Here is a 13,385-nt window from a genome sequence, read left to right as displayed (position 1 = left end):
AGATGCCGCGCGTCCCCCACCAGATCGCTCACACACCACCAACGACCCAGAACCCAAACCGTTTCGGATCAATAGATGCTAAGGGGCGTGTGTTCGGGTCCATCAGGCATGACAAAGCCTCCAATTGGTAGTTCGGTGGCGAGCGCAAGGACGAGCGCGTACGACTCAGTACCCCTCGCCCCGTACGAAGTGAGCCCGAGCCCTGGGCGTGGGCGCTTCTTTGCCGATTCGACGGCGGCCTGCTCCTGGCAGCGCCGTCGCGCCGGATAACTCGGGACGCCAGCCATTGGCAGCCATTTGCGCTGACGTATGCGAATGGCTGCCTGCATGAGAGATGCGACGTATTCGAGACAATCCAACACGCTTCCGGCTGCCGGTCGGATAACAGGAAGCGAGCACACCCTGACGTCTCATTGGCTCATACTTGCGAGTCGTCTTCCGGATCAGCTGTGCTGATCACAGAGCAGTAGAAGCACAGAGAAGAGCTTCCCTGCAGTCCACGTGCTCCTCCGGAATTCCGGGTAGCAAGAGAAGAACCCCGACCTGATGCCGGAGCACCAGGTCGGGGTTCTTATGGAGATTGGCGTCAGTGAGTCCTCTGAGGCAGCCGCAATCCGTCCATACCCAGAGCAGCCGAGTGGAAGCTGATTTCCATGGCGTCCAGCCAGTTGACGAGCTGCTGGGCCGCGACGCCGAGCTCACGCACGGCGTCGCGGTTGTTCTTCCCGAGGATCTGCTCTACGCCATGCGATTGCGTGATCTGCAGGTTCAGACGCACGCGGCCGTCCGCTTCGCAGACTGCGGCGAACACATCCAGCTCCAGCTCCCCGGCGTACCCGCCGATGCAGTTGTTGAGCATCGCGCCCCAGCGGGAGAGCGTCTCAGCATCACGGGCGACGACGAGGCTCAGACCAGGGGCTGCTTCCCGACCATCCAGCAGTGCGGCAGTCTGCAGTGCCCATTGGTGGCGCTGGGCCTGCTTCGCTATCCGTTCGAGCCGGCGTGCCTTCTCGCGTTCGTAGCGCTCACGATCGCGGGCAGCCATCAACTCGCGCCGGCGGTCCTCGATCAGACCCAACGCCTGCACGCGGAACGCCTCGTCTTTCCAAAGTTCCCAGTCAGCGAACTGGGCCGTGCCCTCGGGAAGCAGCTGGATCTCACGGTTGTAATGCTCCATCTCGCGAAGGGCGTGGATCTCCTCCAGTACGACACGCACGGCCGTCTGGCCCCGGGGGTTGCGCCAGCGTTGAATTGCGGGCAGGTCCCGGACCAGGTGCTCGAGGTCACGGGAGCCGCGGACCCGGCGCTGCCCGCGGGCAGCGATAGTCTCCGGGAGGAGGTCGAGGTCACGGGTTACGGCCAAACGGTGAGCCGTGCAGTCGGCTGCATCGGCCAGCGTGCGCCGTGCCTGGTGGGCGGGCTCCTTGAGGATCCGCCGCAGCACCGGCTGCGGAGTCCGGCGCAGGATCGAGCGGATGCCTCGCTGCTGCAGGGATGTGAGGGACGGCTGGCGCATCAGGTCGCGGCCGCCGGCTGTCTTCGTGGCGCGCATTGCGTCGATGAGCCAGTCCACGGGAACCAGTCCGCGGAACATGGCGAACCAGCCCAGGGTGCTGGTGTCCAGACGCTCCACCTCGCGAGCCAGCGGCCGACGGTAGGCGCGCACGCCGAAGAGGTTCTTCGCGACCTGAGCATGGTCCTGGGCATCGAGATAGGGCAGGTAGGTGGAAGCCGGCCGATCCTGTCGGTCGTCCTTGAGCAGCGGGAAGCGGTCGTTCCAGTCCGGCAGTTCGCCGATGTGTTCACGGATCGCGGCGATCGCTTGGTCCACGGCGTTGTCGACTCCCTCAGGCCCCGGTCCTTCGAGCCGTCGGGCCTGCGGGTTGCTGCGCATCCACTGCTGCAGTGTGCAGGACAGCCCGTGGATCCAGGACTCGACCACGGTCTCGGAGAAGACATGGCGGGTGGTGGATTTGCCGGTGCGGCGGTCGATCTCGCGCAGGACGACGAGGTCCTTCTTCGTGCGTGCCATCGACGTGAGCTTCTCGGAGGTCCAGTAGTGGAATGCCTTGCCCGAAGCGCGCATGCGGTGCACGCGCCTGTAGAGCGAGACGGCGACGGACGTCCGCCCGTCAGGTAGAGCCCGCGCCAGGATCCTCAGGCTGATGCCGGAGATCGCGCCTTCGACTGCGGCGACACCCTGCTCGGCGAGGGCGTCGTCGACATACTTGATGTAGAGCAGGGCATGCTCGGTGCGCTCGGACACGGCGATCTCCCCCGGAAGATGTGATGGATTCGGCAGTGAGAACCCCGGCGCTGCTTTGCAGCGCACTGCCCGCGTCTCATCTCGTTCCCTCTCCCCCAACTCGTTCCCCCTGTCGGGGCATTCGGTACCATTTGCCAAATGGAGGCCATGCCGTTTGAAAGGGCTTTCGGCAGGGATTGCACAGCCAGACTGACTCGGAGTGAGAAGCCGCGGCTGAGCGTGCGAAAGAGGACGACCCCCGCCGACGGTCCCTGCGGGGGTCTTGGCCGTGCTGTTCGCCCGGCACACCGTTCGATGCGTGTGGCCCCCAGGTCGTACCAGGGCCCTTGCGCCTCGAGGGCGGTGGCGGCTTCGAGGATGGCATGAGCCTGATGGAGGCTCATGCGGGGAACACCTCCGGGTGGACGGCCTTCCAGGTAGCCCAGTCCTTGCTCGGGTATTCGGTGTGCATGTGCTTGTCGCGGTCCATGACCTGCACGAGAGTGAGTGGGCCGATGGCCGCCTCGTCTGCGTACAGGTGCGCGGCAAACTCTCCGCCGCGGAACCGGGGTGCGAGGGGCACCCAGAACGGACCGTACTGCCAGGTGTCGACCCGGTAGGACCAGTCGTCATCAGCCCACTTGTGGAAGACGCGGGTGACTGCGTCGGCGTCGAAAGGCTGTTCTTCGAGCTTGCGCTTGTACCAGCTGTTGGCGCCGAAGAAGTACACCTTGTACTGCTCGATGTAGGAGGCGAGCTGGGCGGCTTCCAGATCGGTCGGGCGCGCTTCGGATTCGCGGTCGAAGCAGGCGATGTACCGCCAGTCGGGGTGGGCACTAGTAACGGGGATACGGAGGTTGGCGAGTGGGTCGTCGCGGTCAGCGTCGTACTTCCACGAGGTGGCGGTCATGTGGCGAGTCCTGTCGTGTCGAGAAGTCAGGTTGGCGGGCGTGAACACGGCGAGCAGCGCGCTGAGCTGGTCCGTGCGGAGCACCTTGTTCACGGCGGACATGATCGTGGCGAACTCGGGCGCCCAGCGGCGACACCAGCCGTGGTAGGCGCAGTGCTGCGTCGTCTGGCAGGGGGTGGGTGGTGCGGTCACGATCTGTACCGGAACCCCGGCTGCCATCAGCTGGTCGATGTCCGCTTCGGTCAGGTTCGTGTCGTCGGGCCCGGTCAGCGCCAGAGCGAGCAGCACGGCCAGGACCGCGTCGGCGTGGTCCACGTAGTCGTGCGTCTCCAACTACTCGATGTCGAAACCGTCCACGGCGGCCAGGACGCGGCGGATCCCCCTCCGGAGACCGTCCTCCTCGGTGGGTGGCGTCAGGCGCACGGCCAGCTCCCGAAAGGCGGGCTCGGCCTTCATCGCCGCGATCCGGGCGGTCAGCGCGGCCCGGTCTGCGGGCGGCACGACAACCGTCTCCTCGACTTCGGCCCGCAGTCACGGCCACTCCCGGTACAGAACCGGCAGGACCGCGTCAGCGTCCTCCTCGGCGTCGGCTCGCCAGCGGTACTCGCAGTCGACCCAACGGCGCCCACGGTTCTGGCGTTCGCAGATGGCGGCGGCGATCTCGTCACGGAGGCCAGCACGCCGGGACGGGGCAGCCACGACGGTGCGGGTGGCGGTCCGGTGGTCACGGGGGTGTCCACCAGGATGGATGAGGGCGGATTGGGAACGCAGCCTCGCTTACACCAGCAGCGGGGCTGCATCATTCGGTGGTCACGGTCAGTCGGTGCCGATGCCGGGGCACCCCACGCTGGGCCGGTCGTGCCACTCGTGGGGGTCGTGGTAATCGTCGTTGCCACACGGCTGGCGCCCGTTTTCCTCGCCGGCCGGTTCCCTGTCGGGTCCGGCGAGGTTTCGGCGGAGTACGGTCGCGCGTTCGGGGTCGAGCTCCAACCAGTACGGGCGCCGCTCCTCGTCGGACATGAGGACGATCGCGGTGTCGTCGTCACCCCACAGGACGTCGTCCAGGCCCCAGCGAAGATGCGTCGGGTCGTCGGCGGCCGCAAGGGCCTCGGCGGTCGGCGCGGCGGGCGCCATGAGTTCGGCGGCGACGGCAGCGCCCAGCCATGACTCGGCCTCGCTGACAAGGAACTGACGGGTGCTTGGAAGGAGTTCGTCCCAGGATTCGGCGACGGTCGGCCCGTAGCTCTTGCGGTAGCGGGACGCGGCGAGCTGGACGGCTCGGGGATCGGTGCTGTTCATCAGAGGCTCCACAAGGTCACTGCGCCGCATTCGAGGACGAGTTCTTCCTGGCCGGGTATTCGGTCGCCACGGCTCCTGGTGCGGATCCGGGCCGGGATGCCGCTGATGCGGCGTTGGCAGACCGTCTCGTAGCCGGATGGGGTGCGGCGCTTCATCCGGCGTTTGCAGCCGCGGCACCGGGGCGGCTCACTTACGGGCCGGTCCGTTGGCGACTTCGAGGAGTGCATTGGCGTGACACGACACCAGCACATGCGGTCGCGGCCGCGGAGGAGCCCCCTGAACAGGCGCAGGGTGTCGGCCTGTTCGGGCTCACGGATTCACCGGGCGTCCCGGTCGGCAGCGTCGGCGCGAGCCGGGCGATGTTGTCTCAGCGGCCGAGCTTGCGGCCTTGGCACTCGACGGCCCACATGTCCAGGTTGCCACCGCTCCGGGATACTGCTCGGGCTGGCATGAACAGGTTGCCGAAGCGGGTGGGGCGAGCGGCCGAGACGGCGCCTTCGGGCTTGCGCCATCCCGTGATGCTCAGCCGACGGGGGCTCTGCGGAATTCACCTGCCGACGCCCTGGGCCCCAGTCGGCTACTGCTGGATGCTGCCGTCCGGCACGAGGATCGTGATCCGGTCTTGGCACAGCTGCTGGCCGCCGTTCGAGAAGAGACCACTCAGGCTTCCTGCGTCCGAGCCTCCCTGGTCGGGTCCGATCTTCAGCCGCTCCCTGGCGTGCGGATCGCCGGTGTAGCTCGGCTTCGACGCATCGATAGGTTTGACCGTGCAGCGCAGCCGCTCAAGGCGTGGCGTCCGATCTACCTCATGGGGATCGATGATCCGAACCTCGATGTCGTTGGTGAAAGTCGTCCGGCGCCAGAGGAGTTGCGGTCTCTCGCGTTTTTCTTTCACCGACACGCTGTTGGGCACGACGACGTCGTCGTCTTCGATGGTCGTGTAATCGTAGGTGTCGGTGCTCGGATCCTCTCTCTTAAGGGTTGCCTTGTAGTAGGAGCCGTCGGCACGCTTGGCGAGCTTCTGGACAGGGTCCGCAACGTAGACGATCTCCGTGTTCGCCATGGCAGCGCGCTCCTGGGCGTCTTGCTCCTTGACATGGTGGAGCCGGAGGAACACGCCTGCGACCAGGGCGGCAACTATCCCTACCGCTATCACCCAGCCACGCAGACGTTGACGTAAGGGAGTTCTGTACATGGTGCTGGGCCTCTCTCATTCTGGGCGTGCTGAGGTGGTTTCGACAGCGATGTGGACGCGCAGCCGTTGGCGAAGAAGCCGGCCTGGACGGTGAAGTGGCCCTGGTGCAGCTCCTAGAGGTCAGGACCGACGCCGGGCGGGCTAAGGGTGGGGGGTCGTGGGAGCCGCGCACGAAGTGCCCGCGCAGGCGCTGGCACTTCGTGGCCCGCAGCCCGCAGTCACCGGTGCGCCGACGCTTGCCGCATGCTGGCCGTGTGACGCTGGACCAACCGACCGCGCTCCGCGGTGATCATGGCAGTCACAGTGCTGCCACTCAGTAGCCCTTGAGGGCCCCCGCGCGGGACTGTGCTTCGGCGTCACGGTGGGGGATGGTGGCGAGGAGTTCGCCGGGGTTGTCGGCCCTGGCGAGGGATTTGGTACAGGCCGGGTCGGCGTACAGGGTCCACACGTCGCCGCCCATGCGGGGCCAGTAGGAGAGTTGCCAGAACCGGCGGTTGGCGTAGCTGATCTGCCAGGAACGCGAACCGGACGGGTGCGCGTTCACACCGGCCGGAAGGTCCGGCAGTTCCGGCGTAGAACCGAACACACGGTCTATGTGGGCGAGGTGTTCGGCGGTCGGCACGATGGTGACGCGCACCGTGTGCGGCCACCGGTGCCCGTCGGGCAGCATCGACGCCCACTCCTTCCACTGCGTCTCGCTCGTCGCGCTGCCTGTGTACGGCGCCCAGGCCGCGCCGCGCGCGTAGTTGAAGCCAAGCCGCATCAGGTGCCACCCCGCGGCGATCTGCAGTCCCTCCGTGTTCGCGCCGTCGGTGATGGCGTCCAGGTAGATCCCGGCCGGGTCGTTCTCCCGACCGGCTGGGCCGCGCTCCGTGAGCGGGATCATGTGGCGTTCCGCGGTGCTGCCCTCGGCGGTCATCAGCCGCAGCGTGGCGCCCCCACCGGCGAGCGGGTACGCCATCCGTATTTCCGCGACGGTCGGCAGGGCGGAGAGCTGACTTGCGCGCATGCGCGCAAACCGCTCGTCCATGGTGGCCGGCACCTGAGCACGCTCGCAGCCCTCGGCTGCCTTCTCCCGCTCGTGGGCAACCGCGCCGGCCGCCAGCGCGAGCGCGCCCTTACGGGTGGTGCTGTGGCTGCCGACCTGCCGCCGCTCGCCGCCGACTTCGCGCACCATCCAAACCAACTCCGCGTTCCTGGTCACCTGGTACGCCGCATAGGTGCACGGTGGAAACCGGCGGCCGTTGAGCGTCTCCCCAGGAAGGTCGAACAGCCACCCGTCTACTCCGTAGTCAGTGCCCTCCGGCGCACGGCCGTTGGCCGGGGTGTACCGGAGATAGGAGCGGGTGATGATCTCCCGAACGATGCTGCGGGCCGTGGTCGTGGTCATGGTTTGGGGTTCCTTCCCGAGTGCTGCCGTGGTCACCGCACACCGACCGGCGTGCGGTCAGTGCCCCGCCCCGCTCGAATGGGGAGGGACCGGCCAAAGGTCCCGGATCCGGAGGCGCCGCGGCATTAGAACGGAGGGCGGCAGAGGTGATCGGCGCACGTGTGCGCCGCGGCCTCGGCCTCTTCGGCGGCGCGCTTTCGCTCGTGCTCGGCCGCGAGCTTCTCGGCTCGCGCCACACACAGCGCGTTGTCGCACTGGCTGTGACCGGTAATCCCGTCCGTGGACCGGTCATAGCGGGTGATCAGGTCATAGTCTTCGCACGAGCCGCACAGCGTTTCCGTAGCGTGCAGAGTCTCGCCGGACACGCATGACAACGGGGCCAAGACGGTGGCGAGGTCGACCTTCCGGCCTCGGGCAATCTCGGCGGCCGGGACGTCGATGCGGAAGCCGCTGACCGGGTAGCTTGGGCGGGTCGAGAACACCACGGCGCACAGCCAGGAACCGGAGTGGCGCCTGCGCGGCAGACACTTCTCCTCGACGCCCTCAGGCAGAGCGTCCGCCTGGAACTCGATCGGCACCACGACGATGCGGTAGGCCTGGTCAGTGCGCGGCTGCTGCCGGGGAAGTTCGACGAGCAGATCCTTGGGCCACTCGTCTATGGTCTCGGGCAGAGTTGACAGGTAGCGGTTCAGCGAGCCTTCGGGGGCCTGGGCCAGCCGGGTGCGCTCCTGCTCCTCGGTCTCGATGTAGCCCAAGCGGTTGAGGAAACTCATGGCGGTCAGTGCTCCTTGGTCAGTGCTTGTGCTGGCGGTGAGCCGCCGGTATGGGTTCGAAGGAAGACGAGCTCGTCGAGATCGCGGCGCACGCTGTAGATGCGTGCGGCCTCCAGATCGGCGAGTTCCTGGTGAACGAGGTCGTCCGGCTTCGTCATCAGCCGGCGGAGAAACAACCCGACGTCGTCAGTGCCGTTCCGAGATACGGATGCTGGAGTGCAAGGGCCAGCACAGGACTGCCCCGAGGGCTCCGGCACCGCAGATAACCCAAGTCGCGGTGACACCCCCGCCGTGACTGAGCGACCACGCGGCTAGGAGAGGCGCGGTGATGACGGCCAGCGCGAGGTTGCTGCCCCACAGGCCGGCGTACCGTCCGTGTGCGCCAGGCGGGGCAAGACGGCTGACAAGGTCTCCCGCTGCGATGAAGAGGATGATCTCCCCGGGTACAGCAGCGGCAGCGGCAAGGCAGTAGCCGCTCGTGGAGTCGGCCAGGCCGGCGAGTCCCATGCCGATGCCGAGAAGGAGGGAGCTGGTGGCGAGCAAGCCGGTCATGGGGCCGCCTTGTGCAGCGCGTCTGCTGAGCCAAGGGGTCAAGAAGGGGGAGAGAAGGAGTACGGCGGCTGCGTTTGCCACCTGTGTCCACCCATACGCGGTCGCGTCGAGGCCGTCCGAGCTCATAAGCATCGGCAGTGCCGTGAAGACACTGCCGGCGCAGGTGAGGGCGCAGAGGCTGGCCAGGGAGAGCAGCCAAAGGCGGCTGTCACGTAGGGCGTCGGAGTAGCTCGGACGGCTGCAGTCCACGTCCGGGCCGGCTCTTCGGCTTCGGGGTGGGGGCGGGAGCAGTAGCACTGCGGCAATCCCGAACAATGCGCATGCGCAGGCGTTGATCCAGAACAGCGTCGGTAGTCCTGCTGTGGCAGCGAGGTACCCACCGAGTGATCCAGTGAGCGCGGCTCCGATGTTGACGCAGAAGTGACGCCACCCGCTCACGAGTACCTGCTGCGCTTTGGTGGTGAAGGTGTCGTCTATGAGTGCCGTGATCACCGGCCGTGCTGCGTCATATACCACTCCGGTGAGGAATGACGATACGAGGAGTGTCACTGGAGACTGCACTTCAGCAAGCACCGGCAGTGTCACGGTAGCTGCTCCCATGGCGTAGCCGAGCGTCACGCGTGGGCCGAATCGGTCGGCCAGCCATCCGCACCCGACCTGTCCTACGAGCCAGCCGGCGCCGAAGCTGGCCACGATCCAGCCGGTCATGTGGGCGGAGAAGCCGAGGTTGTTGGCGTGGTAGGGAAGGAAAGGGTAGGCGAAGCCGAATGCGCGGATGGTGAAGGTTCCGATGAATGCCGCCCAGATGATGGGCGGCCAGCGGCGGACCTTGGCATCGGGGTGGGGGGCGGTCTGCGGCGTAGCAACGGTAGAAGGCACTGGTGCTCCATCTATGGTCAGGATTCCTCTGGGGGTGTGGCCGTGCCAGGCCAAAATCAGGTCCTCGGAAGGTGGATGAAGTTCGCGCCCAAGGAGGCGGTGTCGGCGGCTGTCGCAACGCCGGTCTTGTCGGGTGCCGCAGCAACCACCGGACGATGAGTGAGCCGACGACGACGCCAGCCACGAAAGCGGCGATCTGCTCGGCTCGATCGGGATGCAGGTCGCCGGTCGCCGGTGCACAGCAGGCGCACGCCCTGGCTGCCGAACAGCAGGTGGCGTCGGTGGAGCAGCAGAGGACACGCAGAGCTTCCGGGGGATGCGTCCTTGGGCATCTCAGCGAAGAACGAGGCATCCTTCGAGATCGCAGTCGGAGCCAAGGAGCAGCCGCTCAGCGTGTCTCGCTGTAACCGCACTCAGAGCAGATGAGCTTGACCTTCTTGGCCTTCTTGCTGGTGCGGACGCCGTGGACGTTCGACTCCATGTCGATGGCGCAGTTCGGGCAGTGCATGGCTCGGCTCCTGGCATGACGAGGATGTTCTTCAACGCCAGATCCGGATCAGCTCCGCTGATCCCTTGTGCTCACTGCCTTCATGGGGCGAGTAGGGCAAGCCACGAAGAAGAAAAAACAGCACCCCGGCGCCGCATCTGCCCGAAGGCAGAGCGCACACCGGGGTGCTGGGGAAGCCCGATCCGAGGAGATCTCCAGGGACGCACGACAGGGATCATCTGCAGCGCTCAGGAATCGAACCTGTTCCGTGGCCGGTCTGCACGGTGTGCCCACTGGCGCACGCCGAGGATCAGCCGGCGCACTGCGGATTCGAACCGCTCCGTGCAGAAGTCTGTGGCGGGCTGTTGTCGATCGCCCGGATCAGCTGTGCTGATGACTCAAGAACAGTCGAAGTTTGGCCGCCAGTAGGGTCAGATCCGTTTGGGGGCGTCGAAGAGCAGGCCGCGCCAGTGGGCACCCCCGCGGTGGGCGGTTTACGAGCGGTGGGCGGCGGTGTTGGGGCACGCGGCGTGGTCGAGCGTTCCCTTGCCCCGGCAGACGGGACAGCTGGTGTTGAGCATGTCCAGCAGCAGCGCGTTGAGGGCTTGGACAGTCGCGGCGTGGGTGCGCTGGTCGCGGTCGTGCCCGATTGCAGCGGCCTTCAGCATTTTGCTGGCAAAGAGACCGATGGCCTCGCGGACGCCTTCGACGCTGCCCAGGTCCAGGGCAGTGATCTTGGTGTTTGCCGTCCGCTGGTGAAGGCGGCGCGCGGGGACGCTCGGCGTGATGGTACTCAACGCGTGCTCCTATCCGAGCAAGTTGGGGGGGGTGGCGTGGAGGGGAGGAGCCCCGGCGAACCTGGGGCAGTCCCGCATGAGGTTCCAGGTGATGGAACGGCCCGTGGGGTGATGACGATGGCGTCAGTCCCTCGGTGGCCGGAACCGAGGATCAAGCGGGTTTCGGCCTCGATGCCGTGACAGGCCGCGCCCTTGACCTGCACCGTGTGGGTTCGCGAAACGGCGTCCGTATTACAGACGCGGTAGCTGTCCCCGACCAGGGTGGTGCGGACGATGAAGGGCGTGAGGGCCGCCGGCGAAACAAGAGCGGATGGCCCATGCCCTCGGTCAGGCTGTCAGTGAGCCTGTTCAACTCGGCCCTGGACCGCCGCTCCGAGGATTACGAAGGTCACGGGCGCGGCTGCGGGCAGCCAAATCCACTCGTCGGCGCTGCGCGCCCAATCCGTAAGCGTCAGGGCGGCTATCCCGAAGACGACGAAGCTGAGGTAGCCGGCGTTCAGCAGGTGCCGGCCCTGCCCCTGTAGGAGCCTGGTGCGGCGCCGGACGTGGGGACGGGGAACGTGTGGGTCGTCGGGTGGGATCACGGTGAGTGCTCCTGTTCGTGGGTCTCGCGTCCGACACGTCAACCTTCAAGATCACAACCAGGTGGTCCTGAAGGTTGACGCCACGCAGGTCCCCGAACAGGCAACAGCATCAGCGCTGAGGAGGCAGGCCGGGGGCACCGATCTAGGTCTTGGAGCGAGAGGCTGGGCCGTTGTCGGCATCGGCTAGGCCCGCGGGGTGGGTTACTTGTCTCGCTGGCCGGTGAGGTTGATACGGACTCGAGACTGCGGCTTGGTCTCGGCGGTCTTGCCGATGAGGTTGATCCGGACGCGGGACTGCGGCTTGGGGGTCTTGCCGGTGAGGTTGATACGGACTCGGGACTTGGGCATGCGTGCTCCTTCGTATGGTGAGGGCGATGAGGTCCGTTCTGTGAGCTCGACCAGGCTCGCCAGAGGGGTGAAGCTCTACAGACCATCAAGCGGTCGGGAAGGGCAGCTGCTCGTCCTGCACGGCGCTGGCGTACGCGACCGCGACGGGCGCTGCAGCGACGACCGGGGCGGGAGCCTGGGCCTGCAGGTTCTGGTTCTGGCCTTCGGCCTTGGTGACGCGCTCGGCCAGGCGGGCCTGGGTGGTGGCGCGGGATTCCAGAAAGGAGATGTTCTGGATCTCGAGCTTGACCTCGAAGACCTCGGCACCGTTCTTGGTGTAGCGGTTCAGGCGGGGCTCGTAGCTGAGACCCACCAGGTCACCCTTGTGCACGTGGGCGAACGGCCCGGCGCCCTGTGTCTCGACACGGACGAAGGCCTCGAAGGGCAGCGCGTCCGAGATGCGGTTGCCCTGACGATCGGTGTAGCCGCGGTCGACGAAGGCGGTGAGCATGACCTTCTTTGAGCCGTCCTTGTTCTCGAAGACCTTCGGGTCGTTCGCCAGGCGGCCGATGACGGATGCGGTGCTGTTCGGGTTCGACATGGTGGATTCTCCTTGAATACAGCTCAGCGCACGGATCGATGCCGTCACTGCGCGCGCAGTTGGGTGAGTTGAGCCGAAATGCTCAGTCGTCTGTCACGCCACCATCCGAATCAGCTGTGCTGATCGAATGCTTTGTCATTCCGAGTCCCGAATCGGCTTCGCCGATCAGACTCACGTTCTTCGCTGATTTACCGGCCACTGCCCGACCAGACCCCCGACGTGATGTCCCGCAGCTCGGCCTTCACCTGGTCTGCTTTAGCGGGTCGCCCCTCTTGCAGCTGAAGCAGGCCTGTACGTCCGCACACTGGCCTGTGGGCTACCAAGCCCGGCAACCCTCGGCAAGGACAGGACTGCGGGCTGCCGGGGAGCGGCATGAGGGACCGGGGCAGCAGGATGGCAACGCCCAACGGCCCGCCTCCAAGGAGGGACGGGCCGTTGGGCGTGCGGTGAGCCGGTCAGGGCGCGGGGCGGCGGTGACTGGGCGCAGGAGGGTGCGAGGCCCGTAGAGGTGTGTGCCGCCCAGCACGGCGGGCTAGGGGGTCTGCTCGGTAGCGGTGCCAGGCAGGACGCAGGTCAGGAGGAGCGCGGTGTCCTGCGCGAAGTCGGCGGTCAGGGCGGCATCGGTCTGGTAGATGACGCCGATCTCGTTGTCGTCGGGGTCGCACAGCACGGCGGTCCAGCTCTCGTGGTCGTCGGGGGCGTAGTCGTGGCGGAGATCGCCCTTGGTCTGCGAGGCGCCGCTGATCGAGATGTGATGCCCGTTGTGCCCGTCCAGGATGATGCAGGTACCGGCCGAGTGGTTGTCGATGCGGGTGCGGCGGCCGTGCCCAAGGAACGCGGCGACAAGGTGGTTCCCGGCGTCCCAGGGGGCGGCGGTGCTCTCCGCGTAGTGCATCAGGCGGACGGTGATGCTGACGGTGTCGGCGAGGTTGGTGAGTCCGTCCTCGACGTCGTTGCCTTCCAGAACGCGGTGGTCATCGTCGTACTGGACGTAGAGGTAGTCGTCCATGTTGCCGGTGTTGCCGACCTTCACCAGGTAGCTGCGGCCGTCGGGGGACTCGATGGTTCCGCTCACGCCGAAGGTCCCGGCCGTGGCCGTCCAGCCGGTGCCGAGGCGGCGGGCGGCGGTGCGGGCGATGTCGAATATGGAGAAGGGGGACTCGTCGCCGGGCGCGGGGCTGCTCGTGGTGGTGACGGTGTCAGCGGTCGGGGCGGTGTGGGTGTCGGACATGGGTCGCTTCCTAATCATCTTGGGGCTGGCGTGGCCGCGGCCGTAGGCGCCGGTGGACCGGCCCGGTGTTAGGGCAGCAACCGTGGGACCGGGCCTCTGCGGCGGCTGGCCAGCC

Annotated in this window: 14 protein-coding genes; all 14 read right to left on the bottom strand. The window is 66.8% G+C overall.

What is annotated here, in order from left to right; genetic code table 11:
- Positions 1-586 precede the first annotated feature (586 nt).
- Complete coding sequence (locus MTF69_RS41335; RefSeq protein WP_243341974.1) at positions 587-2,266, bottom strand: PcfJ domain-containing protein; 1,680 nt, start codon at positions 2,264-2,266, stop codon at positions 587-589.
- Between the two features lie 379 nt (positions 2,267-2,645).
- Positions 2,646-3,488, bottom strand: a complete 843-nt coding sequence (locus tag MTF69_RS41330) for a hypothetical protein (protein WP_243341973.1) — start codon at positions 3,486-3,488, stop codon at positions 2,646-2,648.
- A complete protein-coding gene (locus tag MTF69_RS41325) occupies positions 3,489-3,656 on the bottom strand; it encodes a hypothetical protein (RefSeq protein ID WP_243341972.1) in 168 nt (55 codons plus the stop codon).
- A 315-nt stretch (positions 3,657-3,971) separates the two neighbouring features.
- Positions 3,972-4,454 carry a hypothetical protein gene (locus MTF69_RS41320; RefSeq protein ID WP_243341971.1) on the bottom strand — a complete coding sequence of 161 codons (483 nt, stop codon included), beginning with the start codon at positions 4,452-4,454 and terminating at the stop codon, positions 3,972-3,974.
- On the bottom strand, positions 4,454-4,609 hold the full coding sequence (locus tag MTF69_RS41315; protein WP_243341970.1) for a hypothetical protein: 156 nt from the start codon (positions 4,607-4,609) through the stop codon (positions 4,454-4,456). Before MTF69_RS41315 ends, MTF69_RS41320 begins: the two co-directional genes overlap by 1 nt.
- Before the next feature lie 422 nt (positions 4,610-5,031).
- A complete protein-coding gene (locus MTF69_RS41310; protein WP_243341969.1) occupies positions 5,032-5,517 on the bottom strand; it encodes a hypothetical protein in 486 nt (161 codons plus the stop codon).
- 445 nt (positions 5,518-5,962) lie between these two features.
- Positions 5,963-7,039, bottom strand: a complete 1,077-nt coding sequence (locus tag MTF69_RS41305) for a hypothetical protein (RefSeq protein ID WP_243341968.1) — start codon at positions 7,037-7,039, stop codon at positions 5,963-5,965.
- Between the two features lie 125 nt (positions 7,040-7,164).
- The gene (locus MTF69_RS41300) at positions 7,165-7,812 is read right to left on the bottom strand and encodes a hypothetical protein (RefSeq protein WP_243341967.1); all 648 of its coding nucleotides are present in this window, start codon (positions 7,810-7,812) and stop codon (positions 7,165-7,167) included.
- A 5-nt stretch (positions 7,813-7,817) separates the two neighbouring features.
- On the bottom strand, positions 7,818-7,970 hold the full coding sequence (locus tag MTF69_RS41295) for a hypothetical protein (RefSeq protein ID WP_243341966.1): 153 nt from the start codon (positions 7,968-7,970) through the stop codon (positions 7,818-7,820).
- 28 nt (positions 7,971-7,998) lie between these two features.
- A complete protein-coding gene (locus tag MTF69_RS41290; RefSeq protein ID WP_243341965.1) occupies positions 7,999-9,243 on the bottom strand; it encodes an MFS transporter in 1,245 nt (414 codons plus the stop codon).
- 981 nt (positions 9,244-10,224) lie between these two features.
- The gene (locus MTF69_RS41285) at positions 10,225-10,527 is read right to left on the bottom strand and encodes a hypothetical protein (RefSeq protein ID WP_243341964.1); all 303 of its coding nucleotides are present in this window, start codon (positions 10,525-10,527) and stop codon (positions 10,225-10,227) included.
- Positions 10,528-11,312: 785 nt separating this feature from the next.
- Positions 11,313-11,459: a hypothetical protein gene (locus tag MTF69_RS41280; RefSeq protein ID WP_243341963.1), complete on the bottom strand. Its 147-nt coding sequence runs from the start codon at positions 11,457-11,459 to the stop codon at positions 11,313-11,315.
- Positions 11,460-11,544: 85 nt separating this feature from the next.
- Positions 11,545-12,039, bottom strand: coding sequence for a hypothetical protein (locus tag MTF69_RS41275; protein ID WP_243341962.1), 495 nt, complete (start codon positions 12,037-12,039; stop codon positions 11,545-11,547).
- Between the two features lie 532 nt (positions 12,040-12,571).
- The gene (locus tag MTF69_RS41270; RefSeq protein WP_243341961.1) at positions 12,572-13,270 is read right to left on the bottom strand and encodes a hypothetical protein; all 699 of its coding nucleotides are present in this window, start codon (positions 13,268-13,270) and stop codon (positions 12,572-12,574) included.
- Between the last annotated feature and the right edge of the window lie 115 nt (positions 13,271-13,385).

This window comes from Streptomyces sp. AP-93, from assembly GCF_022808175.1.
Taxonomy (GTDB): Bacteria; Actinomycetota; Actinomycetes; order Streptomycetales; family Streptomycetaceae; genus Streptomyces.
Note: the sequence above shows the minus strand (reverse complement) of the source record. Positions and strands in the feature narration are given on the sequence as shown.

Excerpts from the sequence above, each read along its gene's own strand:
- MTF69_RS41320 (WP_243341971.1), bottom strand. The coding sequence starts at position 4,454 with ATGAACAGCACCGATCCCCGAGCCGTCCAGCTCGCCGCGTCCCGCTAC.
- MTF69_RS41315 (WP_243341970.1), bottom strand. The coding sequence starts at position 4,609 with ATGAAGCGCCGCACCCCATCCGGCTACGAGACGGTCTGCCAACGCCGC.
- MTF69_RS41310 (WP_243341969.1), bottom strand. The coding sequence starts at position 5,517 with ATGGCGAACACGGAGATCGTCTACGTTGCGGACCCTGTCCAGAAGCTC.
- MTF69_RS41305 (WP_243341968.1), bottom strand. The coding sequence starts at position 7,039 with ATGACCACGACCACGGCCCGCAGCATCGTTCGGGAGATCATCACCCGC.
- MTF69_RS41300 (WP_243341967.1), bottom strand. The coding sequence starts at position 7,812 with ATGAGTTTCCTCAACCGCTTGGGCTACATCGAGACCGAGGAGCAGGAG.
- MTF69_RS41295 (WP_243341966.1), bottom strand. The coding sequence starts at position 7,970 with ATGACGAAGCCGGACGACCTCGTTCACCAGGAACTCGCCGATCTGGAG.
- MTF69_RS41280 (WP_243341963.1), bottom strand. The coding sequence starts at position 11,459 with ATGCCCAAGTCCCGAGTCCGTATCAACCTCACCGGCAAGACCCCCAAG.
- MTF69_RS41275 (WP_243341962.1), bottom strand. The coding sequence starts at position 12,039 with ATGTCGAACCCGAACAGCACCGCATCCGTCATCGGCCGCCTGGCGAAC.
- MTF69_RS41270 (WP_243341961.1), bottom strand. The coding sequence starts at position 13,270 with ATGTCCGACACCCACACCGCCCCGACCGCTGACACCGTCACCACCACG.